This window comes from Candidatus Methanocrinis alkalitolerans, assembly GCF_029167205.1.
In the GTDB taxonomy this organism is placed as follows: Archaea; Halobacteriota; Methanosarcinia; order Methanotrichales; family Methanotrichaceae; genus Methanocrinis; species Methanocrinis alkalitolerans.
Map to the genome: position 1 here is coordinate 19,734 of NZ_JARFPL010000020.1, position 26,142 is coordinate 45,875.

Consider the following 26,142-nt stretch of genomic DNA (forward strand, 5'->3'; position numbering starts at 1 on the left):
GATCATCGAGGCGATCCGCCCAAAAGATATTATCTATGAGGAGATATATAACCTGTTGAGGTGCGTGGTGTATCGTGGACGGCATGACCCTGGAGATCGAGCTCGCTTTCCTGGTAGTGGCAGCGACGATACTGCTTTTTGTAACCGAAGTGGTGAGGATAGACGTCGCGGCGATGCTAGTTGTTCTCCTCCTCGCCTGGACCGGCCTTGTGACCCCAGCCCAGGCGCTATCGGGGCTGGGGAGCAACGCCGTAGTCTCGATAGCCGCCATAATGATTCTGGGGAGAGGGATGGATAGGGCTGGTGTCGTCAACAGCATTAGCGGGGCGGTCCTGAGGACGGCGGGGTCGGATGAAAAAAGGCTGTTGGGAGTGATATCGTCGGTGGTGGGGGTGATCTCCGCCTTCATGCAGAACGTCGGTTCTGCGGCCCTCTTCTTGCCGGCGATCCTGAGGATATCCAAGAGCACCAAGACCCCCGCATCCCGGCTCTTGATGCCCATGGGATTTGCGGCAATCCTCGGAGGCACCCTGACCATCGTCGGCTCAAGCCCCCTCATCATCCTCAACGACCTGATGATACAGGGTGGTGAGGAGCCCTTCGGCTTCTTCAGCGTGACTCCCATCGGGATCGTCCTTCTGGCCTCGGGGATCGGATACTTTCTGATACTCGGCCACCGCCTCCTTCCAGAAGAGGATCGATCGGAGGCCGATTCCATGTCCCAGGTAGATCTGATCGAAACCTGGCAGCTCCCCTCCCTCGTCAGTTACTACTTCGTATCCTGGAAGAGCGATCTTGTAGATAAGACCAGGGAGGACGCCCGGATGAGGCGCAACTACGGCGTCACCCTCGTCGCCATAGTGGAGGGGGAGGAGGTGACCTACTCGCCCTGGAGGCGGACGAGGTTCTCTGCGGGTCAGGTGCTGGCGCTCCTGGGAGAGGCGGAGGACGTCGAACGGCTCGCCTCTGATCACGACCTCTGGAAGATCGTCGACGACTCCAGGCTGAGCGGCCTTCTCTGCGAGGCTGAGGCGGGCTTTGCGGAGGTGATCGTCCGCCCGCGGGCACCCATCGTCGGAAAGACCCCCCGGAAGATCGGGATCCGAAAAAATTACGGCGTCGAGCCCATCATCCTTTTGAGCGGTACGGAGGAGCAGAGGAAGGACTTTGCCGACCGTCCCCTGGCCCCGGGGGACACCTTCGTCGTCCACGGCCTCTGGGACAGGATAAGAAAGCTCGGCTCCGACCCCAGCTTCGTCCTCCTGACGCCGGTCGAGTCGGTGAGCTCCGACCGGTCGAAGGCGATGCCCGCAACCCTCTGCTTCATCGGGGCGCTGGCTCTCGCCCTCGCGGGCTTTCAGATATCCATAGCCCTCCTCACCGGCGCCTTCGCCATGATCCTTCTGCAGGTCATATCCGTCGACGACGCCTATGGTGCCATCGACTGGAGGACCGTCGTCCTTCTGGCCGGCCTGATACCCCTGGGGATCGCGCTGGAGGAGACGGGAGCTGCCTTTCTTGCTGCCTCGATCTTGATGGAACTCCTCCAGGGATTCCCGACGATCGTCGCCCTCCTGGCGGTGGCGGCCCTCACCACCTTCCTGTCCCTCTTCATATCCAACGTTGCAGCCGCCGTCCTCCTCGTCCCCCTCGTCATGGTCATGGGCCAGGGGATGGGGATAGACCCGAGGGCTCTCGCCCTCCTGGTGGGGATCTCCGCCTCCAACTCCTTCCTTCTCCCCACCCACCAGGTCAACGCCCTATTGATGGCCCCCGGCGGATACAAAAACTCCGACTTCCTGAAGGTGGGAGGGGTCATGACCCTGATCTTCATCCTCGTCGCCGCGGGGATGGTGGAGCTTCTTTACCTTTGAACCTTCAGTACTTTGCGAACTCTGACGCTATCGCCTGCGGACGCTCCCAGGTCCTCGGCGGCGCTATCCATGTTGATGGCGATCCCCAGGCTCCCCATGAAGCCGACGAAGGCCACCATCTCTCCACGAGGGACGTCAGAGTAGGTCGATCCGAAGGCCGCCTCCACGACATTTCCGCCGACGGCGATCTCGATTCGATCATTTGGGGCGAGGCCCACTTCATCCGCCAGATGGTAGGGGATGTTGGTGACGAGGTTTCCCCAGTGGTCGACGTGGGCTACGGCCCCGACGAGTACGCCGTCTTCGATCCCGGCCCTTGCCGCCTCGATCCTCACAGGATCGAAGATCTCGGGCCCCACCTCGGATGTGGCGACCCCTCCGGCGAGGCGACCGGCGACGGGGCCGTAGACTTCGACCCCTTTGAAGGCGGCATAACCGTCCCCCTGCCGTGTGAGGCTCAGGTTTCTGACCTCGCGGACGGCTGCGACCCCCAGCTCGTCCATGACGCCGGTGAATAGGCCGTTGTCAGGCCCCACGAAGAGCTTGCCGTCTTTGGTCTCCAGGACGATGGATCTCACCCCTGCCCCGACCCCCGGGTCGACCTCCGCTGCAAAGACCGTCCCCGGGGGGTACTCCCGGGCGGCCCGGGCCAGGATGTAAGACCCCTCGGCAACGTTGAAGGCCGCCACCTCATGGGTTATGGCCGATATCCGGGCATCCGGGTTGGAGGAGTAGATAGACCCCTCCAGGGCCCCAACGTAGAAGTCGCAGGTGCCGTAGTCGGTGAGGAGGACCACCAGGTCCTGGACCATACCTTTGTCGGGTTCGGGAACCCCTCCGACGATGAGGGGAGAGATCGCCGCCATCATCGCCGCAAGCATCAGAAGTCGTCTGCTCATGCTTCAACCTCCTAGCGAAATCGGTCCCTCCTTCGTATCAGCTTTATAAAGATGTGACGACCAAAATGATGATCTTGATGAGCGGATCCTGTGGCAAAGATCGAGATGCTCAGGGGTCCGGGTCTCAGAGATGCTTAGAGGAGATCTGATGCTGGAGTATTTGAAGATGGATCTTTGGTCCCCCTACGTTGCTGGGGTGGGTATAGGGGTCTTGAGCATCCTGGCGTTCCTTCTCTCCGACAGGCCCATCGGCTGCTCTACAGCCTACGCCAGGACGAGCGGGATGATCGAGAGGATATTTCGCGGACCTAAGGTCTCGGTGAAGGCGTATTACAGGAAGTTTGAGCCGGTCGTCGACTGGGAGGTGATGCTCGTCATCGGGATCGTCATCGGATCGTTCTTCTCGGCGAGCCTCTCGGGTTCCTTCCGGCTGGAGGTCGTACCCCCCCTCTGGACGGACCGGTTCGGCCCCGACCCTCTCCTGAGGGTCGCTGCCGCCTTCGCCGGGGGGGTCCTCATGGGGATGGGGGCGCGGTGGGCAGGGGGCTGCACCAGCGGCCACGGGATCAGCGGGACCCTCCAGCTCGCGGCGAGCTCGTGGGTCGCAGTGATCGCCTTCTTCGTCGGAGGGGTGGCGACGGCGATGGTCCTCTTCGGGGCAGGAGGATGAGGCGGTGATGGAAAGCATGACGGAAGATACGCTCAAAGGCCTCAGATCGAAAAGACGGGCTCAGCTGGCCGTGGGCCTATCCATCGGGATCGTATTCGGCTTCCTACTACAGAAGGGCGGCGTCACGCGGTACGACGTCATCGTCGGCCAGCTCCTCCTCGCCGACTTCACAGTCTTCAAGGTGATGGCCTCGGCGGTGATCGCCGGGATGATCGCAGTCCACATCCTCTGGAGGCTGGACCTCGCAAGACTCCACCCGAAGCCCGGATCCTGGGGCTCCTCAGCCTTGGGCGGGCTCATCTTCGGCGTCGGCTTCGCCCTCCTCGGCTACTGTCCCGGAACGGCGGCCGGAGCCGTCGGCCAGGGGTCGGTCGACGCCCTCCTGGGCGGAGTCGGAGGCATCCTCCTGGGGGCCGGCATCTTCGCCGCGATTTACCCGAGGCTCGAAGAGAAGGTCCTGAGGAGGGGCGACTTCGGGGATGTTACGATCCCGGAGATCCTGGGGGCGAGATGGTGGCATGTGGTCTTCCCGGCGGCTCTGATCCTCATCGGCCTATTATTTTGGATCGAAGAGATGGGGCTTTGAAGGCGACGATGTAGGCCTCCATGGGCTTTAGGGATGATGGGCCGTCGAAATAGAAGGAAAAAAAGGAAAAAAGAAAGTTTTCAGTGCAGCAGGACCGCTGCTGCACTGGAGGCGAAGTCGACGAACGCCTGCGGGAATATGCCTATGTAGAAGACCGCGACGAGGGCCACGACCATAGCCAGGACGTACCCCCTCGGCTCTGCGATCTTCGCTCCTGCGGGCTCTTTCATGTACATGTACATGATCACCCTCAGGTAATAGTAGAGGGAGAGAGCGCTGTTGAGGGCGAAGAGGACCGCCAGCCAGACGAGACCGGAGTCCATGGCTGAACCCCAGACCAGGAACTTGCCGACGAACCCCGCCGTTGGGGGTATCCCCGAGAGCGAGAATAAGAAGACCAGCATACAGAACGCCGTTATCGGCGCCCTCCTTCCCAGTCCCGCATAATGCTCGATGTCATCGGGGTTATTCCTCCCCTCCCGCAGGGCCATATAACCGACGACCGCCACGGCGATGAAAGCCCCGGTCTTGGAGAAGGCGTGGCCGAGGATGAGCATCAGGCTCGCAGCGATGCCGTTCTGAGCCACCCCGAGGTCGAAGCCGCCGTTGTTGACCGCACCGACCACTACGAAGGCGATGGCGATGTATCCAGCATAAGCGACGCTGGAGTACGCCAGCATCCTCTTTACGCTCTTCTGCCATATGGCGACGACGTTGCCCAGGGTCATGGTTATAGCCACCAGGACCGCGAAGGCCATGAACCACTCGAGCCTCAGAGCCACAAGGGCGATGAATATCACCTTGAATGCGGCTACGAAGCCCATCTTCTTGGAGCCCGCGGCGAGGAAGGCGGTAACGATCGTCGGCGACCCTTCGTAGGTGTCGGGAGCCCACATGTGGAAGGGCACCAGGGCCATCTTGAACCCGAAGCCCGCCACCACGAATAGGAGGGCAACGAGAGTTGCAGGTCCCATCATCTCCATGGAGGATGCCGCAACCTCCGCTATCCTGGTCGACCCCGTAAGGCCGTAGAGGATGGAGAACCCGAAGAGCATCATCGCCGATGAGACCGATCCGAAGATGAAGTACTTCATCGCAGCTTCCAGGTTCCTCTTCTCCTTGTCGAAGGCGGCCATGGCGTAGGTCGAGATGCTGGCCAGCTCAAAGCCTATCCAAAGGGTGAGGAGGTCGATGGAGCTTGCCACCACCATCATGCCGATGGTGGCGAGCAAGAGGAGGATGTAGAACTCGTCCTGAGCAGGACTGTCCTTGTACCTGGTCAAGCCCGCCAACACCACGATCAGAGAGACCGAGATGAAGATCAGCTTGAAGAACTGGGATAGCGCGTCGACCTCTATCGTCCCAAAGAAGATCGGCCCCTTGGTCATATCGGCACCGATCGAGAGGAAGAGGGCGATCCCAAGCCCGGCTAGGGCGAGGTATCCCTGGATGTTCTTGTTCTTCAGGTACAACCCCAGCAAGATCATCAGCATTACAAGTCCCGTCAGCAACGACTCCGCTCCCATGAGGGAGAGATAGTCGCCGAATCCTAGTGTCACTTCAGATCACCCCCGTCTGCGCCAGGGTTATAAACGGCTTGACCAGCGGCTCTGCCGCCACCCCCATGATGTCGGTGATCGTCGCCGGCTGCACTCCGAAGTAGATTATGAGCAGCACAAGGATGCTCATGGACAGGATCTCGTATGAATGTGGATCTTTGAGATCCAGGTACTTCTTGAGGATCGGACCGAACATCACCTTCTGCATCGCCCACAGGTGGTAGCCTGCGGTGACGGCGATGCTGCCGAAGACCGTTATCAATACGTATATCGGCAGGTTCTCGTAAGATCCCGCCAGGACCGATACCTCGGCCACAAAGCCGCTCATCCCCGGAAGGCCGAGGGACGCCATGAACCCCGCCATCATCAGCACCGCAAACTGGGGCATCCTGTCGGCGAGGCCTCCCAGCTCGGAGATGATCCTCGTACCCGCTGTGTGCTGGATCGTCCCCGCAGACATGAAGAGGACGCAGGTGATGAGGCCGTGGCTGAACTGCTGGAACATAGCTCCCTGGACCGATAGGACGCTCAAAGCTCCGGCCCCCAGGAGGACGAAGCCCATATGGCTGACGCTGGAGTAGGCGACCATCTTCTTCAGGTCCTTCTGGGACAGGGCCAAGAAGGCACCGTAAACGATGCTCACAACCCCTACCACCGCCATCAGCGTGATGTAGTTGGGCGATACGTTCGGCAGCATCGGCATTATGATCCTGAACAGGCCGTAACCTCCCATCTTCAGGAGGAGGGCTGCCAGGAGGACGCTGCCGGCGGTCGGCGCCTCGACGTGAGCGTCGGGGAGCCAGGTGTGGAAGGGAACGGCGGGCATCTTCACCAGGAACCCAAAGAGGAGCCCGAAGAAGATCAGGTTCAGCGCCATCGGCGAGAATATCGTCGAGTCCCCCGTCGCCGCGAGGAGCGTAAGCATGTCGAAGGTCCGCAGCCCCTCGGGCGTCCTGTAGCTGAAGTATAGGGCGAAGATCGAGAGGAGCATTATCAAGCTCGCCACATGGGTGTAGATGAAGAACTTGATTGCTGCATAGTCCTTCCTCGGGCCGCCCCATATCCCCACCAGGAAGAACATGGGTATCAGGACTACCTCCCAGAAGATGTAGAATAGGAAGAAGTCCAGGGCTGCGAAGACGCCTAGAACCCCCACCTCGTTCAGGAGGAGGAGGGCGAAGAACTGGTTTGGCCTCTTCTTCTCTCCCCAGGAGTACAGGACCACCAGGACGGTGACGATCGTCGAGAGGAGGATCAGGGGCAGCCCTATGCCGTCGACGCCGACGGTATACTTGACGCCGATGGCTGGGACCCAGTCGTAGCTCTCGACGAACTGCATGACGTTCGTCGTCCTGTCGAACTCCCTGAACATCTGGAGCGATATCGCCAGAGGGATAAGAGATCCTATCAGGGCTGCGTACTTCGCGAACTTCCCGTTCATGAAGGCGAAGATCGCTGCGATCAGCGGTATGGCGATCATCAGTGAAATTGCGTTATCAATCATATCGCCACCCCCATTGTAGCCAGCTGAATCAAAATCAACAGCGCTGCAACTCCCAGAACTATGGCGGTGATGTAGTTCTGTATGACTCCGGTCTGAACTTTACGGAGAGTTCCGCCGAACCCGACAGAGACCGCGCTTATCTTGTTCACCGCTCCATCTATGATCTTCAGGTCGATCATGTTGGAGACCAAGGCTATTCCGTAGACCACCTTCTCTGCGAACCAGAGGGTGTAGATCTCGTTCTGGTAGTATCTCTTGAGGAGGATATGCCTGAGGGGGTCCCTCTCAGAGGTTACCATGGACGGATCGAACCTCTTCCACCTCGAATAGAAGAGAGCCGCAATGATTATGCCACCGACTCCGACTATTATCGGGAGGATCTTGAAGATGAACGGCTCGTGGACGTGGCCGTGCTCTACGTGATGGCCTCCGATATGGGCCAGCTCCTCAAAGTCGACACCGAAGTGGTCGAAGTTGTTGCCGACGTAGTCGTAGAACTGACCCTGGGTCGGCATCCCCATGAAGAGGGCGAATAACGCCAAGACCACCAGGGGCCCCAGCATGATCCAGGGGGACTCATGCTTGTGATAGTCGCTCCTGGGCTCGCCGTCGAAGGTGAGGAACCAGAGCCTGAAGGTGTAGATCGCCGTCAGGAGGGCCGCAAGGATGACGAATACGTACGGAATCCATCCTAGACCGAAGGCTCCGTTCTCGAAGGCGAGGATGATGATCTCATCCTTGCTGAAGAAGCCCGTCGTCAGCGGAAAGCCTGCCAGGGTCAGGGACCCCGCCAGCATCGTAAGGCCCGTCCACTTCATCGATCTCAAGACGCCTCCCATCTCCCTCATGTCGTTGGTGGCGACGGCGTGGATGACGCTGCCGGCGCAGAGGAAGAGGAGGGCCTTGAAGAAGGAGTGGCCGATCAGGTGGAACATGGAGACGCCGACGGCGGTCGCGCCGACGGCCGCCCCAAACCCTAGGGCCGCCATCATGTATCCCAGCTGGCTGACCGTCGAGTAGGCGAGAACCCTCTTGATGTCGAACATCACAAGGCCCATCGTCGCCGCAAATAGGGCGGTGAAGGCGCCTATGTAAGCCACTACCATCAGGGCGTCGGGTGCCGCATAGAAGAGGGGGAACATCCTCGCCACCAGGTAGACGCCGGCGGTCACCATCGTCGCAGCGTGTATCATCGCCGAGACTGTGGTGGGACCCTCCATGGCGTCAGGGAGCCAGACGTGCAGGGGGAACTGACCGGACTTGCCCACAGCACCTCCGAAGAGGAGGAGGGCTATCCAGGTGAGCTGGTCTGGCGGGATGAGGGCTAGGCTGTCGTATATCGTCTGGAACTGGAGGAGGTACGCTCCCTCGGGGAGGACCAGATTCAGCCTCATCATGTTGGTGTAGAGGAGGATGATCCCCGCGAGGAACATGACGTCTCCGACCCTCGTCACCAGGAAGGCCTTCTTGGCGGCGGACGCCGCAGAGGGCTTGCGGTACCAGAACCCAATGAGAAGGTAAGAACAGAGACCGACAAGCTCCCAGAATATGAAGAGCTGAAGAAGGTTGTCTGAGAAGACGAGGCCCAGCATCGCCGCGGTGAAGAGGCCCGCTTCGGCGAAGTACCTGGCCATTCCAGGGTCGCCTTCCATGTATCCGAGAGCGTACGTGTGAATCAGAGTACAGACGAACGTCACCATCAAGAGCATCACTATGGCGAGCGGGTCTATCAATATGCCAGCGTTGAAGCTGGCGAACCAGTGCATCGATTGATGTACTATCTCGTTATTAGGGTAGATCTCCCTGAATATACCGAAAGAGAGTATGAACCCGGCGAAGGTCGCCAGAACTGTGAAGAACCCGCCCCCCTTTGGCAGATGCCAACCGAGGAAGATCGTGAGGACGAAGGCCAGAATCGGCAACCCCACGATCAGATAGGCGTAATCTTGGTACATCCCTCTACCACCTCAATGCGTTGATGTTGTCCAGCTCTATCGTTCCGTACAGCCTGTACAGCGCGATCATTATGGCAAACCCAACGCCGGCCTCTGCTGCGGCCAGAGCGATGGCGAAGAGGGCGAATACCTGGCCGTTTACGTTGGGCAGGTACGCCGAGAACGCCACCAGGTTGATTATTGCGCTGTTGAGCAGGATCTCCACGCACATCATAAGCTTGATACCGTTGCGCTGTGTCAGAAGGCCGTAAAGGCCGATGACGAACATCGTCGACGCCAGCAGCACGTAAAGCACTAGTGGTACCATCTCTTTTCCTCCCTCCACCCCATCATTTCGGCAACTCCTTTCTTGCGATGTAGATCGCACCGATCATAGCTGCCAGAAGGACCAGGGCGAGCACCTCGAAGGGGAAGAGGTAGATCGTGAAGATCTCAACGCCTATATCCCCAGCTCCGCTCTCCGGGGCTCTGACCCCCTCTCTCGGCTCGAAACTGTACCCGCTCCTCTCCTCGCCGTCCCATGGTGTCGCTGCGATGAATATCATCAGCGTCGCCAGAAAGATCAGCATCAAGATCGCTGTTTTTACCTTAACCATGGGATTCCTCCTCCACCAGAGTCCTCCTCGTGAGCATCACTGCGAAGAGTATCAGCACCCCAACCGCCCCGATGTAGACCAGCACCTGGACCACCCCGACGAAGCTGGCGTTCAGGGATACGTATAACATCGCCACAGAGGCGAAGGCCCCCAACAGATATAGAGCGGCATGGACCATGTTGCTGGACCATACGGTGAGGATCGAGAAGCCGAGGATCAGCACCGCCAATATGGAGAACGCCCCAAGATCCATCAGGAACCTTATGTCGTAAAATTGAGCAAGATCTATCATTCGATCTCAACCTCCGATAGTCATTCTGCCTTCTTCTTGGCGGCCTTCTCGCCGGAACCCTTCTCTACCGCTTCGGCCTTGGCGGCCTTCGCCTTCTTTGCCTTGGCAGCCTCGGCGGCCTTCCTCTTCTTCTCCTCTTCGGCCTTCCTCGCCTCTTCGGCGAGCTGTGAGAGCTCCTGGTCGGTGTAATCGCCGACGCCGATCTTCTCGGGTCCGTAGATTATATCTTCCCTATCCCAGCCGGCTATCTCGAAGACCTTGGACATGTGAAGACAGCTCACCGGACAGTCGTCGACACAGAGGCCGCAGAACATGCACCTGCCGTAATCGATCTGAGGATACTGGAGCTTCTTGTTCTTGACGGGGTTTCCGCGCTTGTAGTCCACCAGCTTTATGCAGTCGTTGGGGCAGATCCTGACACAGGCACCGCAGCCGATGCACTTTCTTATCTCCAGGACGTGAACGCCCCTCTCTGCGTCGGGAAGATCCATGATCTTCTCCGGATAGAGGCGAGTGACCTCCACGCCGCTTATGGAGCGCTTGAGGGTCATTTTGAGGTTCTTTAGCACCATAGATCATCACCTCACGCAAAGTACAGCCCCACCGCCACCGCCCAGACGAAGTTGACCAGCGAGAGGGGAAGCAGTATCTTCCATCCCAGGTCTGTGACCTGATCTATCCTGAACCTGGGCAGCGATACCCTGATCCAGATCAGGGCCACCAGCACGATCAGCAGCTTCATGAAGAACCAGATCATGGGGGATATGAAGGATATCACCGGGATGACCGGACCCTTCCATCCTCCGAGGAAGAGAAGGACCAGCAGGATCGAGCCAAGGAGCATCACAATGTACTCCTGGAAGTAGAGGAGACCGAACCGGATTCCGCTGTACTCGGTGTTGTAGCCGGCGATGATCTCCTCCTCCGCCTCGGTCTGGTCGAAGGGCATCCTCCCGAGATCGGTGATGAGGGCGATGCCGAATATCACAAAACCGAGAGGCTGAGCGACGGCGAACCAGATGTTCTGCTGGGCGTTGACGATCTCGACGAGGTTGAGGCTGTGGGCCATTACGGCGACGCTGATGACGCAGACGCCCATGGGAACCTCGTAGGCGATCATCCTCGCGACGCCCCTGAAGGCCCCAAGCATCGAGTACTTGTTGTTCGAAGAGTACCCTGCCATGAAGGCCCCTATGGCCATCAGGCTGAGAACCGCCTCGACGTACAGGGCGCTGATGTCCATGTTGGCCACCACCAGGGGGACCTCCCTTCCATCGATGATAACGGCACCGAAGGGCAGCGCCCCCGCAATCAGCATGGTGGTGGCGACCGCAACGATGGGTGCCCAGACATAAACCGACTTGTCCGCCCCCCTGGGGATGATATCCTCCTTCGTGAATAGCTTGATGGCGTCGGCCCCCAGCTGAAGAACCCCCCATCGTCCCCCGACCCTGTTCGGTCCGTACCTGGCCTGAAGGTCGCCCATGACCTTCCTCTCGAGCCAGACCAGCAGCATCGCAACCACGTTGATGACTGAGGCGAGGATGGCGGCGGCGACCAGCCCTATGATGAGGCCGTATATCTTCGGCTCTCGGGCTGCAAATTCTGTGATCGCAGATAATAGTTCCATTGTACAGTCCTCCTACCTGTCCACCTCGCTGGTGCAAGCGTCCATGCTGCCCGCGATGGCGACGACGTCGGCTATGTAGACGCCCTCCAGAAGCGGGGGAAGGGCCTGGAAGTAGGCGTAGACGGGACCTCTGGCCTTGACCTTGACGGGCTTGTCCGTCCCGTCGCTGGCGACGAAGAAGCCCATCTCTCCCCGGTGGTCTTCGACGCGGTAGTAAGCCTCTCCCGGCTCGGGCTTGATCTTCTTGGGGATGCCTTCCGCCATGATGGGGCCGCTGGGGATCTGGTCGAGGCACTGCTCAATGATGTAGCAGCTCTCGATGATCTCGTCGAGCCTCACCTCGACCCTCGCCTTGGAGTCTCCCTCCTTCCTGGTGATCACATCGAAGTCCAGGTCCTTGTAGAGGAGGTATGGATCTTCCCTCCTCATGTCGTAAGGGGTGTCTGAAGCCCTCAGGGGAGGACCAGAGACCCCGAGCCTCTTCGCCTCCGCCGGTGACAAAACCCCGATCCCCTCCATCCTCCTTCTGTATATGCTGTCGGAGAGGAAGAGCTCCTTGTAATCCTTGGTCTTCTCCCTGACCATCTTCAGGGTGTCCAGGGTCATATCCTTGAAGCCGTCGGGAAGGTCGTTTCGGACCCCGCCGAAGCGGACGAAGCTGTGGTTGATCCTCGCCCCCGTCACGCTCTCTATGCAGGTGAGGACGTCTTCTCGATCGATGATCATGTAGAGGAAGGGGGAATAGACGGCGCTCGCTATGAGGGTCAGAAACTCGGCCGTCCCCAGGAGGTGGCTTTGGATCCTCGAGAGCTCCTGGGTGATGATCCGGATATACTGGGCCCTCTCAGGGGGCTCGATCCCAAGAAGCCTCTCCACAGCGCCGCAGTAGGCCTCGTTGTTGGTGAGGGCGGCCATGTAGCAGAGACGGTCGGTTATGGGGATCCCCTGGACGTAAGTCCTGTTCTCCATTATCTTCTCGATCCCCTTGTGGATGTAACCGACGTCAAGGAACGCCTTCTTCACCTTCTCTCCGTCGACGAGGATGTCGAGGAGGAAGGGGCCTGGGACGACGGCGTGCTGGGGGCCGAGGTGGAGTATCATCTCAGAGGTCTCTTTGATCTCCATCTCCTCCCGCTCCCGGAAGGTGGGGTACTTCGGCCTCTCTTTTGGGACCGCCCCCGCCTCGATCTCAGCCTCCGTCGGGGGGATGGAGTACTCAGTATACCCGTCAGCGGTGACCGTCTCTATCGCCCTCTCAGCTGTGGTATAGTCCGGATAGCCCTTGAAGTCCTTCCTCCAGGGCCAGACCCCCACCAGCTCATCGGATAGGAGGAGAGGGTATAGCTCGGGATGGCCCTCAAAATCGATCCCCAGCATCTCCCAGATCTCCCGCTCGTACCAGTTGGCGTTCCAGTAAAGGCCGGTCAAGGACTTGACCCGCGGATCGTCCCTGGGGGTCTTGACCTTGAGGAGCGCCACCACCTTGTGGGCGCCGTGGCTCGCCAACATCTCGGTGACCTCGAAGAGCCCTTCACCGATCCTGTCCACCCCCACGGCACCGGAATAGTGATCGAAGCTGTGGTTGTCCCTCAGATACTTGCAGACCTCCACGATCCTCTCCGGCTTGATGGTGGCCCAGAGTTGACGTTCGGGGGATACCTTCGCCTCCTGGACCGCTCCCGGAAAGGCCGACTGGAGGGCTGCCAAGACATCATTTGCAGTTGTCAACGATGAACTCCTCCTCTAATAGCCTCTCTTGTCCTCGCGCTGCTTGATCTTCTTCTGAAGCTCTCTGAACCCCTCGATGAACTTCTCAGGCCTCGGGGGACATCCCGGGACGTAGACATCTATCGGGAAGAAACGACTGGTGTCGTTTATGATGTTGTAGGAGTCGTAAAAGGGGCCGCCAGAGATGGCGCATTCGCCTATCGCCATGACCCACTTGGGCTCAGGGATCTCTTCCCACAGGTTCTTGATCGCCGGAAGGTACTTTCGGGTTATGTAGCCGCTGATGATCATGACGTCGACCTGTCTTGGGGTCGCCCTGGGAAATATACCGAACCGGTCGCAGTCGTAGTGGGGACATCCGAAGACGAGCATCTCAACGCCGCAGCAGCCCATCGGCTGCATCAGAAACCACAGGGAGTTCTTCCTGCCCCAGTTGAGGACGTTCTTAATGGGGCCCATATCGATGATCTCGTGGATCTTCTCCGTGGTGGTGAACCAGACGTCGGTGAGGGGCCTGCCCCAGATCGTCCACTTCTCCAACTCCTCATCAACAGCTACCGGAACAGGTATGACATCACTTATACCCAACGCAACGCCTCCTTCTTAATGTCGTAGAGCAGACCGATCAACAGCACGACGAGGAAAATCAGCATCCCGGTGATCGCAATGCTCACTCCGCCCACGGCGGGGATCGCCTCGGAAGCATAGACGTAGATCCATGGGTAGAGGAACAGAACCTCAACGTCAAAGATCACGAAGACGATGGCGAAGAGATAGTACTGAACGTTGTACTGAACTCCAGCGTCCCGAACAGGTCTCAGACCGCCCTCGTAGGTGGACCTCTTCCGAAAAGTTGATTTCTGAGGAGATATGATCTTCACGGCAGCCAGCGCGCCGATAGGCACAAGAGCACCTATTATCAAAAACATAATAAGTGGGATATAATAGTCCACTGCCACCAATTCGCCGCTCATTTTTTACCTCCTTTAGCCGTAAGAGCTAAACACAAAGTACTGATATAAAAGGTTTATGAGAAAATCGATTAGCACCACGATCGCTATCCAGGGATGCCGTCCATAACAGAACGGTCCGATTCAGCATAATCCAGGTGAGTTTCGGTGGACTATATAAAGCAGATCGAGATCAGCCCCGGGATGGGCGTAGATGAGCTGGTGAGGATGATGGAAAGCTGCGGCTTTGGTGCCAGAAGGCTGGCTGAAGCCGTAAATATATACGAGGAGATGCTCTCGGAGGATTACACCAGGTTCTTCACCCTGGCCGGCGCGATGGTCCCTTCGGGGATGAGAAATATAATATCCGGTCTCATCAGAGACGGCAGAATAGACGTTCTCATCACCACGGGAGCAAACCTCGTTCACGACATAATCGAGAGCTATAGCCACCACATTCTCGGCGACTCTGAGGCGTATGACGCCGACCTGAGAGGAGAGGGGAAGAGCAGGATATACGACGTCTACGTCGGAGACGACGATTTCGTTCGGTTCGAGGAGCTTCTTCAGGAGGCGCTCCCCGAAAGCGCCGAGCCGATGACAGGAAGCGAGCTCCTGAGGGTCCTGGGGAGGAGGATCGAGGACGACAGGTCGATCTTGAGGTCCGCCTGCGACTGCGGCGTTCCGATATTCTGTCCTGCCCTATCCGACTCCATGATGGGGCTTCAGGCCTGGCTTTACAGGCAGACTAGAGAGCTCCACGTCGACGCCTTCAGCGACGTAGGAGAGCTGGTGGACATATGCTACGGTGCTGAACGATCGGGAATAGTCATCATAGGTGGAGGAGTTCCCAAGAACTTCGCCCTCCAATCGATGCTGGTGACCCCCAGGGGATTCGACCTCGCCATCCAGCTGACCACAGACCGGCCCGAGCCGGGGGGGCTATCGGGAGCCACCCTCTCGGAGGCGGTATCCTGGGGGAAGATCGAGGCAGAGGCCAGAAGGGTCACCGTCTATGGAGATGCCACCATCAACTTCCCCCTCCTGGTGGCGTCGACTTTGACCCGGCTTCAGAGGAGAAGGTGACGTCTTGATTCGAGATGGGATGTGATAGCATTCAGAGGAAGGGAAAGATTTCGGACGTGGTGGTGGGGATCAGCGGAGCATCCGGGGTCGTCTACGGTATCAGGCTCCTGGAAGTCCTGGCGGAGATGGGATCTGTCACCCATCTCGTGATGACCGATGCCGCCCGGAAGATAATAGAGATCGAGACCGAGGAGAGCCCCATCGAGGTGGAGATGATGGCCGACCGGGTCTATTCGCCCCGGGACTTCACGGCGTCGATCGCCAGCGGGTCCAACATCTTCGACGCCATGGTGGTGGCGCCCTGCAGCATGAGGACCCTGGCGGGGATCGCAAACGGCGTCTCCGACACCCTCATCACCCGGGCGGCAGACGTCTGTTTGAAGGAGAGGCGGAGATTGATCCTGGTGACCCGGGAGTCGCCCCTGAACCTCGTCCACCTGAAGAACATGGTCGCCGCCACCGAGGCGGGAGCGATCATACTTCCCCCGTCCCCCGGCTTTTACACCAGGCCGGAGAGGATTGAGGAGATGGTGGACGCTGTAGTGGGGAGGGTCTTGGACCTCCTGGGCGCAGAGCACGACCTATACAAGAGATGGAAGACTCCCCTGAGCGGAAATGCTTATAACGACGAAAATCAGATGGAAGTGAGGTGACTTAGATGAAATGTCAAATCTGTGCTGTTGACAAAGAGACATCGCCCGTAAAAGCCAAGCAAGCTACGATACACGGCCTCAAGGACACGGTTTTTCACGTCTGTAAGGAATGTCTTGAGGCGGCACATAAGTCTTACATCGACAAAGAATTCCTTCTGAAGAAGGGAGGAGAAGGATAGCATCTACCTCATCGACCCCGAATATCTACATCGGATATTTGAGGTGGAGACTTCCTTTGCGTCTGGAGACCTGCTCGGGCTTGGGCGATTTATGATATCGAGGTTTATGGTCGGTGTTGCCGGTCTCTTCGGGACGGTCTCGGATAAACTTAAATTTGGGATGGCCTGTAGTTCGTTCGCAATAACAATTCGAGGCGAGATAATTTGACACCATTTATTGAGATCCGGGACTTGACGGTGCGGTTTGGAGAAGTTGAAGCGCTGCGCAACGTCAATTTGGAGATCATGGAGGGGGAGTCTCTCGGCATCCTGGGAAGGAGCGGTTCCGGCAAGAGCGTCCTATTGCACGTCCTTCGTGGAGTGGAGCCCTTCGAGAATATCAGCGGCCAAGTGATCTACCACGTCGGAAGATGCGCTCGGTGCCAACACGTCGAGCCCCCCAGCAAGGTGGGGGAGAAGTGCAAATGCGGCGGCAACCTCGAGCCCTTCGAAGCCGATTTCGTCACCCTGGGGATCAACGACGCGGATAGACGCGACATATCTCGCAGGATCGCCATCATGCTTCAGCGGACCTTCGCCCTCTACGGCGACGAGAGGGTTATCGTAAACGTCATGAGGGCCGTAGAGGAGGCGAGCGGTGGGTCCATCAGCGTCAACCGGGCGGCGGACCTTCTGGACGAGGTCAACATGTCCCACAGGATGATGCACGTCGCTCGAGAGCTCTCCGGCGGCGAGAAGCAGCGCGTCGTTCTGGCCCGGCAGCTCGCCAAGTCGCCGATGATGCTCCTCGCGGACGAGCCCTCGGGGACCCTGGACCCCAAGACCGCCGACCTCGTCCACGAGAGCATAAGGCGCGCCGTCGGAGACTTCAACATGACGATGATCATCACCAGCCACTGGCCGGACGTCATGGTGGAGCTGACGGACAGGGCGGTCCTCCTCGACCACGGCGAAGTTGTATCTCTGGGGAAGCCCTCGGAGATCGCCGCCGAGTTCGCCTCCATGGCAGGGAAGATGGATGATAGGAAGGAGGTGAAGGTGGGGGCCCCCATACTCCGGTGCAGAGACCTATCAAAGCGGTACATAAGCATCGATCGCGGCGTCGTCCGGGCGGTGGACGAGGTCAATCTGGAGGTCTACGAGGGCGAGATCTTCGGCCTGGTGGGGACGAGCGGCGCTGGCAAGACGACCCTCTCCAAGATGCTCAACGGGATCATCCTCCCGACCTCCGGTGGGATATGGTGCAGGGTCGGCGACGAATGGGTGGACATGACAGTCCTCGGTGCGGACCAGAAGGGGAGGGCGACAAAATACATGGGGATGCTCCACCAGGAGTACACCCTCTACCCATACCGGAGCGTCATCGACAATCTCACCGAGTCGATAGGCCTCGCCCTCCCCTTCGAGCTGGCCGAGAGGAAGGCGATTCACACCCTCGTAACGGTGGGCTTCTCCGAGGAGGAGGCTGAGAAGGTCCTCTCCAAGAACCCCAACGAGCTGAGCGAGGGGGAGAGGCACAGGGTCGCCATGGCCCAGGTCCTGATCAAGGAGCCGAGGATAGTGGTCCTGGACGAGCCTACGGGGACGATGGACCTCATCACCAAGATAGACGTCTCCAAATCGGTCTTGAACGCCAGAGACGAGCTGGGAGAGACGTTCCTGATCGTCAGCCACGACATGGACTTCGTCCAGAACGTATGCGACCGGGCTGCTCTGATGCGCAACGGCAAGATAATTCACGTGGGGACCCCCGACGGCGTCCTCTCCCTGATGACAAAAGAGGAAGAAGAGGAGATGTTGGGGAATTAAATTGAAAGTCTTTCTCGACGGAGCGGAGATCTCCCTGGCGGCTGGTTCGACCCTGAAAGACGCCCTAGAGGCGGCGGGCGTTGGAGCAACGGAGGAGGCCATCATCGGGATAGTCAAGGGTAGGGAGGAGGAGGCCAAGGAGACGAACTCTTACTGGCTCAACACCACCAAGGGGAAGATGAGGATAGAGCTCCTCGATACGGGGCTGCAGGAGGTCTGGCACCGGGCCGTCGGCACCATCTCGGGTCTGAAGGTGCGGTGGAGCGACGGCGCCGCCGTAGCCTTAGGGCCGGTGGGAACGAAGATGTCTCCCACCAGAAGAGAGGAGGAGTATGACCGGTGGGAGGTCATCCTGGGGGCCAGCGGCTTTGAGGCTGATAAAGGCCAGATAGTCTTCGCGAGGAAGAGGCACTCTGCGGCTTACGGCTCTCCCGCCGAGAACAGGGGCGTCTTTGCGACGGTGGTGGGGGGCAAAGACCTCCTGGGGAGGCTCGAACTGGGAGATTCGATCTTGGACGCGGAGCCGATCGTGGAATGGGCTGCCATCTCAGAGAAGATGGCAACCCAGGACCTATCCCTCCCCATCGCCGACGGGATGGAGATCTATACCAGAATTGAGGTGGACCTGAGCGAGTCGGCGCCAGAGGGTGCCGAGTTCTTCCTGGGAGCGACGAGGGACGGGGTCTTCTCTGTCGACAGGACCTCCAGCTCCTACGCATCCTCCGACGTCCTTCTGGGGGAGCGGATAGAGTTTGAGAACCGCGAGCCCAGGAGCGAGGGCGCCGTCACCATCAGGACCAGCGGCAGGGGCCTGGGGAGGATCTTCATCTACAAGGCGGACAGGACCTCCATCCCCGGCCACTCCGTGGTGGGGACAGTGACCGCAGGGATGGACCTGGTGAAGCTCGCCGAGGGCGGGATGAAGCTGGCGGCTAAGGTCAACCCCGAGAGGATCATGCTGATGGGGCTCCCCCTCAAAGAGGCGGAGAGGATCGCAGAGGGGAGGGGGATAGATTTTGAGGTCGAAGGCCACTTTGGCGACGACGCCGTGGTGGTGGAGCAGAGGCCCGTCGCCACCATGCAGATCCTGAAGGAGGGGAAGGTCACCGTCAAATCGATCCCGTCAGATCGGATGGTGGCGATCGAGCTCTACGACGACCTGGCACCAAAGACCCTGGACTACTTCAGACACGTGGTGGGGCTGAAAGAGAAACCGGTGGGACCCCTCCCCGTCCACTTCGTCTACGAGAATACCATCCTCTTCAAGCCGGCGATCTCGGCTACCAGCTACAAGGAGATCCTCCCCGAGAACAAGCCTGGGGACCTGGTCAGGGCTGGGGAGATCGGAGTCACCAACCAGGCGGCTAAGAACGCTGGCCTCGTCGGAGTCAAGCTGGAGGACGACCCCAAGTACGGCCCCTCGGGAGAGAAGTTTTTGGCGACGAACATCGTGGGTAGGATCCTCGACCCCGAGAAGCTCCGGGACGTCAAGGAGGAGGAGACCGTTTACGTTCTGGAGGTGCGATAGGTGAAATCTACCAAGTACGTGGTGACGAGTCAGGACTCCGACGTCCTCCCCTCCGACATAGCCCTCAAGATCTACGAGATCGGCCGCGACATAAACGTCAAAGAGACCTGCTTTGGCGTCATCATCGACGGCGAAGAGGAGGATATCTCGGCGACGGTGGAGGAGGTGAGGAAGATGGACGAGAACAACATCTTCATCAAAGATCGGGGATTTCCGCCCGGGGACCCCAGGAGGTGTCGGGGCCACCGGGGCGGGGGGGCCAGGCCCGGTTTTTACATGATGGAACACGAGTCCGATATCCTCCCCCTGATATCCCGGGGCCTCGAATCCGAGGCGAGGGGCGAAGAACCTCCGTCCGGGGTCGAGACGAAGCGGCGCCCGAGCCTGGAGGAGCTGGAAGCGATGATAAACGAAGAATTTTCCTGAGGTCCTTTCATGGTTAAAGTCATGGTATACCCTCCCACCAGCATGATCCTCGCGGATCTCGTCGAGAGGAAAGGTCACGAAGCGCTGGTAGTCTCAAAAGAGGTGAGAAAGAAGATAGTCACCCCCGGTCTCGACTCTCCCCCCCTGAACATGACCCCCGAAGACCCCAAGAAGGGGCTTAAGTACGCCGCCGTCGACGTACCCTCCGGAGTGAGGGGGAGGATGGCGCTCCTGGGTCCGATGATCGAGGAGGCGGAGGCGGCGATCGTCATAAAGGGGGACGACTGCACCCTGGGGTGCACCGGCTGCGCCAGGACTAACGAGCTCGCCCGCTTCCTATTGAAGACGAAACGCATCCCCCTTTTGGAGCTGGAATATCCCGAGGATGAGTTTCAGGCGAAGCAGTTCGTCTTCAAAATCCGCGAGTTTCTGGAGGGTTTGAGTTGATCAGGATAGCCCAGCTCTCCTGCGGCCCCGAGTACAGCGGCGTCCAGGGGGAGCTGCAGAAGGCGGCCGACATGGTGGGAGCGGAGCTGATATTCCCCGAGGTCTCCCTCGAGGACGTCATGAACGTGGAGGAGAGGTTCGGGATCGAGGTGGCCAGCGGCGACCTCAACCTCGCCATGGCCAGAGCGACGCGGATCGTGGAGAACCCCGACCTCGCCGACGCCGTCTTCGTAGCCACCTGCTTTCGGTGTGCCGAAGGCGCCATAGTTCGTAGCGAGATCAGAAAGTACATCCATGAGAACTCCAGGATCCCCGTCCTCAGCTACTCCTTCACCGAGAGGACGACCGCCGAGACGCTCCTCACCAGGATGGAGGCCCTCGTCACCACCGCCAAGTTCAAGGGGCTATTATCCCGGGAGAGACAGACGGGCCTCACCGCCGGGATCGACTCCGGCTCGACGACGACCAAGTCGGTGGTGATGAAAGATAACGAGGTGATAGGGACAGGCTGGGTTCCCACTACGGAGGTCGTCAAGAGCGCCGAGGCCGCCTACAACGCCGCCCTCGAATCCGCCGGCGTCAAGAGGGAGGAGATCCAGGGGCTGGGGACGACGGGGTACGGCCGCCACCTGGTGGGAAGAGAGTTCGGAGCGAAGCTGATCCAGGAGGAGATCACCGTCAACTCCAAGGGGGCGGTCTTCCTGGCGGAGGCCCAGAAGGGCGAAGCCACGGTGATAGATATCGGTGGGATGGACAACAAGGCGATATCCGTCCAGGACGGGATCCCCGGGACCTTCACCATGGGAGGGATCTGCGCCGGGGCCTCGGGGAGGTTTCTGGAGCTCACCGCCAGGCGGCTCGGCGTCGACATAACGGAGCTCGGGAAGCTCGCCATGAAGGGGGACCACAAGAACGTCCCCATGAACAGCTACTGCATCGTCTTCGGGACCCAGTCCCTGGTGAACAGCCTCTCGGCAGGGTCGAAGCCCGAGGACGTGGCTATGGCCGCCTGCCACAGCGTCGCAGAGCAGGTCTTCGAGCAGCAGCTGCAGGAGGTGGAGGTGAAGGAGCCGGTGATCATGGTCGGCGGCACCGCCCTGATCGAGGGGCTGCCCCGGGCGATGGAGCAGCTTTTAGGGATGAAGGTGATGGTCCCCGATTACGCCCAGTACATCGGCTGCGTCGGAGCCAGCCTCCTCGTCTCGGGCCTCGTGGAGGATTGAGATGGAGATGGACCCCCTCGAGGTCTTCGAGGTCGAGATGCCCGGCGAGGGCTACGGGGCCGAGAAGTACCGGGAGATCATCATGGACATCCTCCAGGATCTGGGGCTCATCAGGTCGATAGGGAGGCTCTACGTCTACGTCGACATAGAGGCGCCCTACTTCGCAGTCTTCGGGATGATCCGGGGGAAGCTGCCTCCCCTGAAGGTGGAAGACGTCGGCGACCTGGTGGCCGCCGAGGGCGGGTATCAGATCACCGTGGAGGACGAGGAGCATATGGCGGGGCTCATCCGGGCCCTATGGGGAGCCTACGGCCGGGAGAAGGTGGAGCAGCCCGATAGGAACGTCCTCGTCGTCCTATCGGAGGAGTCGCCCGGAGGTCTGGTGGTGGCGGACACCGAGACGGAGTTTCGACGCGACCTCCTGGACGCCCTGGTCCGGATAGCCCCCGAAGGCTTCAGGAACCGGAGGAACGAGATGGCAAAAGATAACTTCTTCTTTTTGGCGGCGGAAGAGACGATAACTCCAGAGATCATCGCCGAGGCCAAAGAGAAGCTGGGGGGTATGCGAGATGCTTGATCCCGTGATGTTCACCGGCGGCGTCTACAAGCACGACCTGGTGACGGAGCTCATCGAGGACCTGGGAGGCTACCTCCTCCAGAAGAACGTCACCCAGAGCGAGGTGATCCTCCTGATGCTCGTCCCCCACGAGGACATGCCGGCGTTGGAGGCGATGACCAAGGAGCTGAAGGGAAAGCTGGAACGGGCACCCCTTGCGGGGACGGAGATCGCCGTCGTCACCCCGACCCTCGCCATCCATCACCTCCCCCACCCCGCCTGCGACGTCGCCGAGTACATCAGGAGGCATGGGGCCAAGAGCAACATGATCGGGATGGGGCGGGGCGTCGCAAGAGAGATCTCTCAGATGGACGAGTTCGAGACAGCCCTCATCAACGAGCACGACGCCGTCGTATTTACCTTCGGAAACTTCGCCGACTGCATCCTCAAGAAGGAACACCTCTACCGGACCCTCACCGTCCCGGTGATCGTCACCGGCGGCCCCGAGATGAAGAAAGAAGATCTCCCTTACGCCTTCGAGTACGTCAAGAACGTCGGCCGGATCGCCCACCGGTCCCGGAAGGCGACGGAGATCGGGTCCCTCGACAACATCATCGCCGCCGTTGGAAGGGCCCTCGACAGCGTCCGGGCCTCGATATCGAAGGACCCCCTCACCACCACCCCGCCGAGGGCGATGGAGGTGGTCAGAGAGCAGGTCCCCGACGTTACGCAGTCCCTTTCGCCGCTGCCGATAGCCCTGAACCTCAACGGCCTGAGGATAAAGCTGCCATACGAGGAGTACGGCGAGGCGGTGGCGGGGGTGGAGTTCGACGAGGGGGTGACCCTGGGGGAGATCGCGAAGGTGATGCCCTCGAGGATGAAGAACTATATACTCGTTCGGATATTGCCCGTCTCAGAGACCGGCTTTGTCGTCTAGGTGAGGGGAAATGAGGTTTGAAGAAGATCTGGAGAAGGTCCTGGAGAAGGGGACGGAACAGACGGCGGAGGATATGCTCGCCTCCATCGAGAACGCCTACGGCGAGGTGCCTTACATATTCCGGTTCATGAAGGACAAGCCGGAGCTTCTGATAACTAAAATCCTTCACAACAACGCCATCATCAGAAGCTCCCAGACCCTCGACCTGGAGACCCAGGAGCTGATATCCATAGCCGTCGCCGCGGCCATCCGGTGCACCCACTGCCTCAAGCTCCACTTGAGGGTCGCGAAAAGGATGGGGATCTCCGACGATGAGATCGGGGCCGCCCTCCTCATCGCCGGAAACATCGCAAACGCCACCGTCCTCGCCATGGCCACAAGAGAGCTGAACGAGGAGAAGGACGCCTGCCCCGTCTGCCACGTCAGCAGCAACGGCGACCCGATGGAGATCTGAAAGGGGCGTTGGATCCCCTTCTGGATCAGATCTCCCCGGATCGGCCGAAGATGGCTCTCAGAGATTCAAAGCTCGCCTCGTAGCTCCACGCCGTCCCATCAGTGCCGGTGTTCTCTGCAGGCGTTCTCGTCGGTCGCCTCTTCGAGGTACCCCTCCTTCCAGTCGCTGATGGCGTCCCGAACGGTGCCGGTCGCCCCGACGAAGACATCGATCCCGTATCCTTCGAACATCTTCACCGCCTTCGGCCCCAGCCCTCCCGCCAGCATTACGTGGGCGCCCTTGGCGGAGATGAGCTCCGGGGGAAGGCCTGTGCCTCCCATGTGCTCGCTGGTGTTGGGGATCACCTCTACATCCCCTGAATCGGTGTCGACTATCGTGAAGGTCTCGGCCCGGCCGAAGTGGGCGCATATCAGTTCATTGAGACCCTGATCTCCCATGGTTGGAACTGCAACTTTCATCTTCCATCACCGGTTTTGACCGCCCTGTCCCTGCCCACTTCCTCCGCCGCGACCGCCGCCACGCCCTCCTCCGCGGCCTCCGCCGCGACCCATCCCGCCGCCCATCCCAGCGCCCATCCCAGTGTGGGCCTGGACGGTGGCCGAAGAGGTCTCGGAGAGCTCTCCGTTCTTGAACCTCTCCACCGCCTCTCTGACGGTGCCGCCCGAGGTGAGGTAGACCTTAACCCCCGCCGCCTTCAGGGTCTCTGTGGCGTTGGGGCCGATCTGCCCGGTGATCAGGGCTTTTGCTCCGGCGTTGGCGATCGTCTGGGCCGCCTGTATCCCAGCGCCGCTGGCGGCTCCTGCACTGGAGTTTTGCATCGATTCTGCTTCCATAGTCTCCGAGTCCACGACGACGAAGTAGGCACACCGCCCAAACCTCGGGTCGAGGGGGACGTCAAGGCCGGGACCGGCTGCTGTAATACAAACTTTCATATCAAGACTTCCTCATAGGTTTCTGACATACGGTTCATTCCACAAATCCGATCGTCCCCCAAACAACCGACCACTCTTCGAGCCTCTCCAGTCCATCTTCAATCGGCATCACCATCCCGCCTCCTGGAACCTCTCGGTCTTCATCCTTTTGGCTCGATCCCTCAGTTGAGATGTCTTTTATGGGGACTTTATCCATGTTGATCTAGCAGATGGTATGGTAGTTGAACGCTATGTTCGTATATATGCGACCATCTATTTGAATCTTCCTGGGTTATTGTTCAATCTGATGGGCTTTAAATTTACATTTTACCTCTTCGCATACCTCTTCGCAGCAGATGAGGGCGCCGAACCCTTCACAACTTCTATTCCGACGAGGCCAGAGATATGGTCGATGACCTCCTCGGGGTCGTGGACCTGAAGGACGCCGCAGACGTCCGGTTTCTCAACTACTCCGCCGGGATGAAGCAGAGGATGGCGATCGCCAGGGGGCTCCTCAACGATCCTGCCGTCCTCTTCATGGACGAGCCGACGAGGAGCCTCGATCCGGGCGCCGCCCGGAGCCTCCGGGATTTCATCAAAGGAGAGATCGTGAGGAAGCGGGGGAAGACGATATTCGTATCGACCCACAACCTGGAGGAGGCGGAGGAGCTCTGCCATCGAGTGGTGATCTTCGATGAAGGGAGGATAAAGGCCGTCGGCCGCCCCGGAGATCTGAAGGCCGCCCTCGGGGAAGGCTCGAAGCTATCCGACGTCTTCGTCCACCACACGGGAAAGAAGTTCGAGGAGAGGGGCGGGACTGGGGCCGGGGCAACGGCACCGGGCTTCCGCCATGACCGGAGGGGCTTTCCCCACCGGGGCGGCGGCCTCGGCCGGAGGAGGGGCGGGGTATGATTATTATCTTCCGCAAGGCCTTATCCTTCATAAAGAGGAGCTACCTCCTCCAGATGAGCTACAAGTTCGAGTTCTTCCTGCGGCTCTTCTTCATGTTCTTCAACATCCTCACCTACTACTTCGTCGCCAAGCTGATCGGGACGGCGGGGCAGGCGTACCTCGCCCCCTACGGCGGCGACTACTTCTCCTTCGTCCTCATCGGGATCGCCTTCTCCGGCTACCTGATGGTGTCGCTGAGGGGCTTCTCCGAGAGCGTCAGAGACGAGCAGATGATGGGGACCCTGGAGGCGATGCTCGTCACCCCGACGGACGCCTCGGCGATCATCACCCTATCGACCCTCTGGAACTTCATCTTCGCATCCTTCCGGGTCCTCCTCTACCTCGCCATCGGCGTGCTTTTGGGCGTCAGCCTAGCCGGCGCCAACGTCCTGGGGGCGCTGATCATCCTCGCCCTCACGATCGTATGCTTTTCCAGCATCGGGATCCTCTCGGCGAGCTTCATCATGATCTTCAAGAAGGGCGACCCCATCAACATGCTCTTCATGAGCACGTCGGAGCTCTTCGGGGGGGTCTACTTCCCCGTCGCCGTCCTCCCCACCTGGCTCCAGACCGTCTCCCACCTCCTTCCCATCACCTACTCGCTGAACGGCATGGGTGGTGACCGTTTATCCGGTTGATGTTATATAATATGGGTGTGTAAGTAGTTCACGCAGAGTCCAATTATGATCAATCAATCCCTGCTGCTTCGCAGGAGAATTCTTCTTGCAGCACCCGTTTT

At 59.6% G+C, this 26,142-nt stretch carries 30 protein-coding genes; 15 read left to right on the top strand and 15 right to left on the bottom strand.

Features of this window, described 5'->3' with window-relative positions; translation table 11 throughout:
- The first annotated feature begins 83 nt into the window (after nt 1-83).
- Entirely contained in the window at nt 84-1,874 is a 1,791-nt protein-coding gene (locus P0O24_RS07535; RefSeq protein ID WP_316969162.1) for an SLC13 family permease, read from the top strand.
- Here P0O24_RS07535 and P0O24_RS07540 read toward each other — a convergent pair.
- On the bottom strand, nt 1,865-2,773 hold the full coding sequence (locus tag P0O24_RS07540; protein WP_316969132.1) for an SAM hydrolase/SAM-dependent halogenase family protein: 909 nt from the start codon (nt 2,771-2,773) through the stop codon (nt 1,865-1,867). The genes P0O24_RS07535 and P0O24_RS07540 overlap by 10 nt on opposite strands.
- 148 nt (nt 2,774-2,921) lie before the next feature.
- On the opposite strand from P0O24_RS07540, the gene P0O24_RS07545 reads away from it, so the two are divergent.
- Together P0O24_RS07545 and P0O24_RS07550 are read left to right on the top strand one after the other, a co-directional pair.
- On the top strand, nt 2,922-3,443 hold the full coding sequence (locus P0O24_RS07545; protein ID WP_394356744.1) for a YeeE/YedE thiosulfate transporter family protein: 522 nt from the start codon (nt 2,922-2,924) through the stop codon (nt 3,441-3,443).
- 16 nt (nt 3,444-3,459) lie between these two features.
- Nucleotides 3,460-4,029: a YeeE/YedE thiosulfate transporter family protein gene (locus tag P0O24_RS07550; protein ID WP_316969134.1), complete on the top strand. Its 570-nt coding sequence runs from the start codon at nt 3,460-3,462 to the stop codon at nt 4,027-4,029.
- Nucleotides 4,030-4,109: 80 nt separating this feature from the next.
- Here P0O24_RS07550 and P0O24_RS07555 read toward each other — a convergent pair whose 3' ends face one another.
- From P0O24_RS07555 to P0O24_RS07605, 11 genes are read right to left on the bottom strand one after another with little or no spacing between them, the layout of a single operon-like run.
- Nucleotides 4,110-5,588, bottom strand: a complete 1,479-nt coding sequence (locus P0O24_RS07555; RefSeq protein ID WP_316969135.1) for an NADH-quinone oxidoreductase subunit N — start codon at nt 5,586-5,588, stop codon at nt 4,110-4,112.
- 1 nt (nt 5,589) lies between these two features.
- Nucleotides 5,590-7,092, bottom strand: coding sequence for a complex I subunit 4 family protein (locus P0O24_RS07560; protein ID WP_316969136.1), 1,503 nt, complete (start codon nt 7,090-7,092; stop codon nt 5,590-5,592).
- A complete protein-coding gene (gene nuoL, locus P0O24_RS07565; protein WP_316969137.1) occupies nt 7,089-9,047 on the bottom strand; it encodes an NADH-quinone oxidoreductase subunit L in 1,959 nt (652 codons plus the stop codon). The genes P0O24_RS07560 and nuoL overlap by 4 nt, the downstream gene beginning before the upstream one ends.
- Nucleotides 9,048-9,051: 4 nt before the next feature.
- Nucleotides 9,052-9,354 (bottom strand): F420H2 dehydrogenase subunit FpoK, encoded by a 303-nt coding sequence (fpoK, locus tag P0O24_RS07570; RefSeq protein ID WP_316969138.1) that lies wholly within the window; start codon nt 9,352-9,354, stop codon nt 9,052-9,054.
- 22 nt (nt 9,355-9,376) lie between these two features.
- The gene (locus P0O24_RS07575; RefSeq protein ID WP_316969139.1) at nt 9,377-9,643 is read right to left on the bottom strand and encodes an NADH-quinone oxidoreductase subunit J family protein; all 267 of its coding nucleotides are present in this window, start codon (nt 9,641-9,643) and stop codon (nt 9,377-9,379) included.
- Nucleotides 9,636-9,935 (bottom strand): NADH-quinone oxidoreductase subunit J, encoded by a 300-nt coding sequence (locus P0O24_RS07580; protein ID WP_316969140.1) that lies wholly within the window; start codon nt 9,933-9,935, stop codon nt 9,636-9,638. Before P0O24_RS07580 ends, P0O24_RS07575 begins: the two co-directional genes overlap by 8 nt.
- 20 nt (nt 9,936-9,955) lie before the next feature.
- On the bottom strand, nt 9,956-10,507 hold the full coding sequence (locus P0O24_RS07585; protein WP_316969141.1) for an NADH-quinone oxidoreductase subunit I: 552 nt from the start codon (nt 10,505-10,507) through the stop codon (nt 9,956-9,958).
- Between the two features lie 11 nt (nt 10,508-10,518).
- The gene (fpoH, locus tag P0O24_RS07590; RefSeq protein ID WP_316969142.1) at nt 10,519-11,565 is read right to left on the bottom strand and encodes a F420H2 dehydrogenase subunit FpoH; all 1,047 of its coding nucleotides are present in this window, start codon (nt 11,563-11,565) and stop codon (nt 10,519-10,521) included.
- 12 nt (nt 11,566-11,577) lie between these two features.
- Complete coding sequence (gene fpoD, locus P0O24_RS07595; RefSeq protein WP_316969143.1) at nt 11,578-13,293, bottom strand: F420H2 dehydrogenase subunit FpoD; 1,716 nt, start codon at nt 13,291-13,293, stop codon at nt 11,578-11,580.
- Nucleotides 13,294-13,308: 15 nt separating this feature from the next.
- Nucleotides 13,309-13,881 (bottom strand): NADH-quinone oxidoreductase subunit B, encoded by a 573-nt coding sequence (locus P0O24_RS07600; protein ID WP_316969144.1) that lies wholly within the window; start codon nt 13,879-13,881, stop codon nt 13,309-13,311.
- The gene (locus P0O24_RS07605; RefSeq protein ID WP_316969145.1) at nt 13,872-14,267 is read right to left on the bottom strand and encodes an NADH-quinone oxidoreductase subunit A; all 396 of its coding nucleotides are present in this window, start codon (nt 14,265-14,267) and stop codon (nt 13,872-13,874) included. The genes P0O24_RS07600 and P0O24_RS07605 overlap by 10 nt, the downstream gene beginning before the upstream one ends.
- A 144-nt stretch (nt 14,268-14,411) precedes the next feature.
- Here P0O24_RS07605 and P0O24_RS07610 point away from each other — a divergent pair, with 144 nt between their 5' ends.
- The 10 genes from P0O24_RS07610 (at nt 14,412) to P0O24_RS07655 (ending at nt 23,541) form a co-directional block, all read left to right on the top strand.
- Nucleotides 14,412-15,329: a deoxyhypusine synthase gene (locus P0O24_RS07610; RefSeq protein WP_316969146.1), complete on the top strand. Its 918-nt coding sequence runs from the start codon at nt 14,412-14,414 to the stop codon at nt 15,327-15,329.
- 14 nt (nt 15,330-15,343) lie between these two features.
- The gene (locus P0O24_RS07615) at nt 15,344-15,982 is read left to right on the top strand and encodes a UbiX family flavin prenyltransferase (RefSeq protein WP_316969147.1); all 639 of its coding nucleotides are present in this window, start codon (nt 15,344-15,346) and stop codon (nt 15,980-15,982) included.
- A 383-nt stretch (nt 15,983-16,365) separates the two neighbouring features.
- A complete protein-coding gene (atwA, locus tag P0O24_RS07620; protein ID WP_316969148.1) occupies nt 16,366-17,970 on the top strand; it encodes a methyl coenzyme M reductase system, component A2 in 1,605 nt (534 codons plus the stop codon).
- 1 nt (nt 17,971) lies between these two features.
- Entirely contained in the window at nt 17,972-19,498 is a 1,527-nt protein-coding gene (gene mmp3, locus P0O24_RS07625) for a methyl-coenzyme M reductase-associated protein Mmp3 (RefSeq protein ID WP_316969149.1), read from the top strand.
- Nucleotides 19,499-19,924 carry a methanogenesis marker 6 protein gene (locus P0O24_RS07630; protein WP_316969150.1) on the top strand — a complete coding sequence of 142 codons (426 nt, stop codon included), beginning with the start codon at nt 19,499-19,501 and terminating at the stop codon, nt 19,922-19,924.
- Between the two features lie 9 nt (nt 19,925-19,933).
- A complete protein-coding gene (locus P0O24_RS07635) occupies nt 19,934-20,371 on the top strand; it encodes a methanogenesis marker 5 protein (RefSeq protein WP_316969151.1) in 438 nt (145 codons plus the stop codon).
- The gene (locus P0O24_RS07640) at nt 20,368-21,594 is read left to right on the top strand and encodes a methanogenesis marker 15 protein (protein WP_316969152.1); all 1,227 of its coding nucleotides are present in this window, start codon (nt 20,368-20,370) and stop codon (nt 21,592-21,594) included. Before P0O24_RS07635 ends, P0O24_RS07640 begins: the two co-directional genes overlap by 4 nt.
- A gap of 1 nt (nt 21,595) precedes the next feature.
- Nucleotides 21,596-22,171, top strand: a complete 576-nt coding sequence (locus P0O24_RS07645; RefSeq protein ID WP_316969153.1) for a methanogenesis marker 17 protein — start codon at nt 21,596-21,598, stop codon at nt 22,169-22,171.
- On the top strand, nt 22,164-23,087 hold the full coding sequence (locus tag P0O24_RS07650) for a methanogenesis marker 7 protein (RefSeq protein WP_316969154.1): 924 nt from the start codon (nt 22,164-22,166) through the stop codon (nt 23,085-23,087). The genes P0O24_RS07645 and P0O24_RS07650 overlap by 8 nt, the downstream gene beginning before the upstream one ends.
- Nucleotides 23,088-23,097: 10 nt before the next feature.
- Nucleotides 23,098-23,541: a carboxymuconolactone decarboxylase family protein gene (locus P0O24_RS07655; RefSeq protein ID WP_316969155.1), complete on the top strand. Its 444-nt coding sequence runs from the start codon at nt 23,098-23,100 to the stop codon at nt 23,539-23,541.
- Between the two features lie 98 nt (nt 23,542-23,639).
- Here P0O24_RS07655 and P0O24_RS07660 read toward each other — a convergent pair whose 3' ends face one another.
- From P0O24_RS07660 to P0O24_RS07670, 3 genes are read right to left on the bottom strand one after another with little or no spacing between them, the layout of a single operon-like run.
- Nucleotides 23,640-23,999, bottom strand: coding sequence for a NifB/NifX family molybdenum-iron cluster-binding protein (locus P0O24_RS07660; RefSeq protein WP_316969156.1), 360 nt, complete (start codon nt 23,997-23,999; stop codon nt 23,640-23,642).
- A gap of 6 nt (nt 24,000-24,005) precedes the next feature.
- Complete coding sequence (locus tag P0O24_RS07665) at nt 24,006-24,473, bottom strand: NifB/NifX family molybdenum-iron cluster-binding protein (RefSeq protein ID WP_316969157.1); 468 nt, start codon at nt 24,471-24,473, stop codon at nt 24,006-24,008.
- A gap of 34 nt (nt 24,474-24,507) precedes the next feature.
- Entirely contained in the window at nt 24,508-24,669 is a 162-nt protein-coding gene (locus tag P0O24_RS07670; protein ID WP_316969158.1) for a hypothetical protein, read from the bottom strand.
- A 188-nt stretch (nt 24,670-24,857) separates the two neighbouring features.
- Between P0O24_RS07670 and P0O24_RS07675 the strand changes: the two genes are divergently transcribed.
- Both P0O24_RS07675 and P0O24_RS07680 read left to right on the top strand, forming a co-directional pair.
- Complete coding sequence (locus tag P0O24_RS07675; protein WP_316969159.1) at nt 24,858-25,364, top strand: ABC transporter ATP-binding protein; 507 nt, start codon at nt 24,858-24,860, stop codon at nt 25,362-25,364.
- A complete protein-coding gene (locus P0O24_RS07680; protein ID WP_316969160.1) occupies nt 25,361-26,041 on the top strand; it encodes an ABC transporter permease in 681 nt (226 codons plus the stop codon). Before P0O24_RS07675 ends, P0O24_RS07680 begins: the two co-directional genes overlap by 4 nt.
- Nucleotides 26,042-26,142 lie beyond the last annotated feature (101 nt).

Excerpts from the sequence above, each read along its gene's own strand:
- P0O24_RS07665 (WP_316969157.1), bottom strand. The coding sequence starts at position 24,473 with ATGAAAGTTTGTATTACAGCAGCCGGTCCCGGCCTTGACGTCCCCCTC.
- P0O24_RS07680 (WP_316969160.1), top strand. The coding sequence starts at position 25,361 with ATGATTATTATCTTCCGCAAGGCCTTATCCTTCATAAAGAGGAGCTAC.
- P0O24_RS07605 (WP_316969145.1), bottom strand. The coding sequence starts at position 14,267 with ATGAGCGGCGAATTGGTGGCAGTGGACTATTATATCCCACTTATTATG.
- P0O24_RS07670 (WP_316969158.1), bottom strand. The coding sequence starts at position 24,669 with ATGGATAAAGTCCCCATAAAAGACATCTCAACTGAGGGATCGAGCCAA.
- P0O24_RS07655 (WP_316969155.1), top strand. The coding sequence starts at position 23,098 with ATGAGGTTTGAAGAAGATCTGGAGAAGGTCCTGGAGAAGGGGACGGAA.
- P0O24_RS07675 (WP_316969159.1), top strand. The coding sequence starts at position 24,858 with ATGGTCGATGACCTCCTCGGGGTCGTGGACCTGAAGGACGCCGCAGAC.
- P0O24_RS07650 (WP_316969154.1), top strand. The coding sequence starts at position 22,164 with ATGCTTGATCCCGTGATGTTCACCGGCGGCGTCTACAAGCACGACCTG.
- P0O24_RS07575 (WP_316969139.1), bottom strand. The coding sequence starts at position 9,643 with ATGGTTAAGGTAAAAACAGCGATCTTGATGCTGATCTTTCTGGCGACG.
- fpoK (WP_316969138.1), bottom strand. The coding sequence starts at position 9,354 with ATGGTACCACTAGTGCTTTACGTGCTGCTGGCGTCGACGATGTTCGTC.
- P0O24_RS07645 (WP_316969153.1), top strand. The coding sequence starts at position 21,596 with ATGGAGATGGACCCCCTCGAGGTCTTCGAGGTCGAGATGCCCGGCGAG.
- P0O24_RS07580 (WP_316969140.1), bottom strand. The coding sequence starts at position 9,935 with ATGATAGATCTTGCTCAATTTTACGACATAAGGTTCCTGATGGATCTT.
- P0O24_RS07585 (WP_316969141.1), bottom strand. The coding sequence starts at position 10,507 with ATGGTGCTAAAGAACCTCAAAATGACCCTCAAGCGCTCCATAAGCGGC.
- P0O24_RS07550 (WP_316969134.1), top strand. The coding sequence starts at position 3,460 with ATGACGGAAGATACGCTCAAAGGCCTCAGATCGAAAAGACGGGCTCAG.
- P0O24_RS07540 (WP_316969132.1), bottom strand. The coding sequence starts at position 2,773 with ATGAGCAGACGACTTCTGATGCTTGCGGCGATGATGGCGGCGATCTCT.
- P0O24_RS07560 (WP_316969136.1), bottom strand. The coding sequence starts at position 7,092 with ATGATTGATAACGCAATTTCACTGATGATCGCCATACCGCTGATCGCA.
- P0O24_RS07615 (WP_316969147.1), top strand. The coding sequence starts at position 15,344 with ATGGGATGTGATAGCATTCAGAGGAAGGGAAAGATTTCGGACGTGGTG.
- P0O24_RS07635 (WP_316969151.1), top strand. The coding sequence starts at position 19,934 with ATGGTTAAAGTCATGGTATACCCTCCCACCAGCATGATCCTCGCGGAT.
- P0O24_RS07545 (WP_394356744.1), top strand. The coding sequence starts at position 2,922 with ATGCTGGAGTATTTGAAGATGGATCTTTGGTCCCCCTACGTTGCTGGG.
- nuoL (WP_316969137.1), bottom strand. The coding sequence starts at position 9,047 with ATGTACCAAGATTACGCCTATCTGATCGTGGGGTTGCCGATTCTGGCC.
- P0O24_RS07660 (WP_316969156.1), bottom strand. The coding sequence starts at position 23,999 with ATGAAAGTTGCAGTTCCAACCATGGGAGATCAGGGTCTCAATGAACTG.
- fpoH (WP_316969142.1), bottom strand. The coding sequence starts at position 11,565 with ATGGAACTATTATCTGCGATCACAGAATTTGCAGCCCGAGAGCCGAAG.
- P0O24_RS07535 (WP_316969162.1), top strand. The coding sequence starts at position 84 with ATGACCCTGGAGATCGAGCTCGCTTTCCTGGTAGTGGCAGCGACGATA.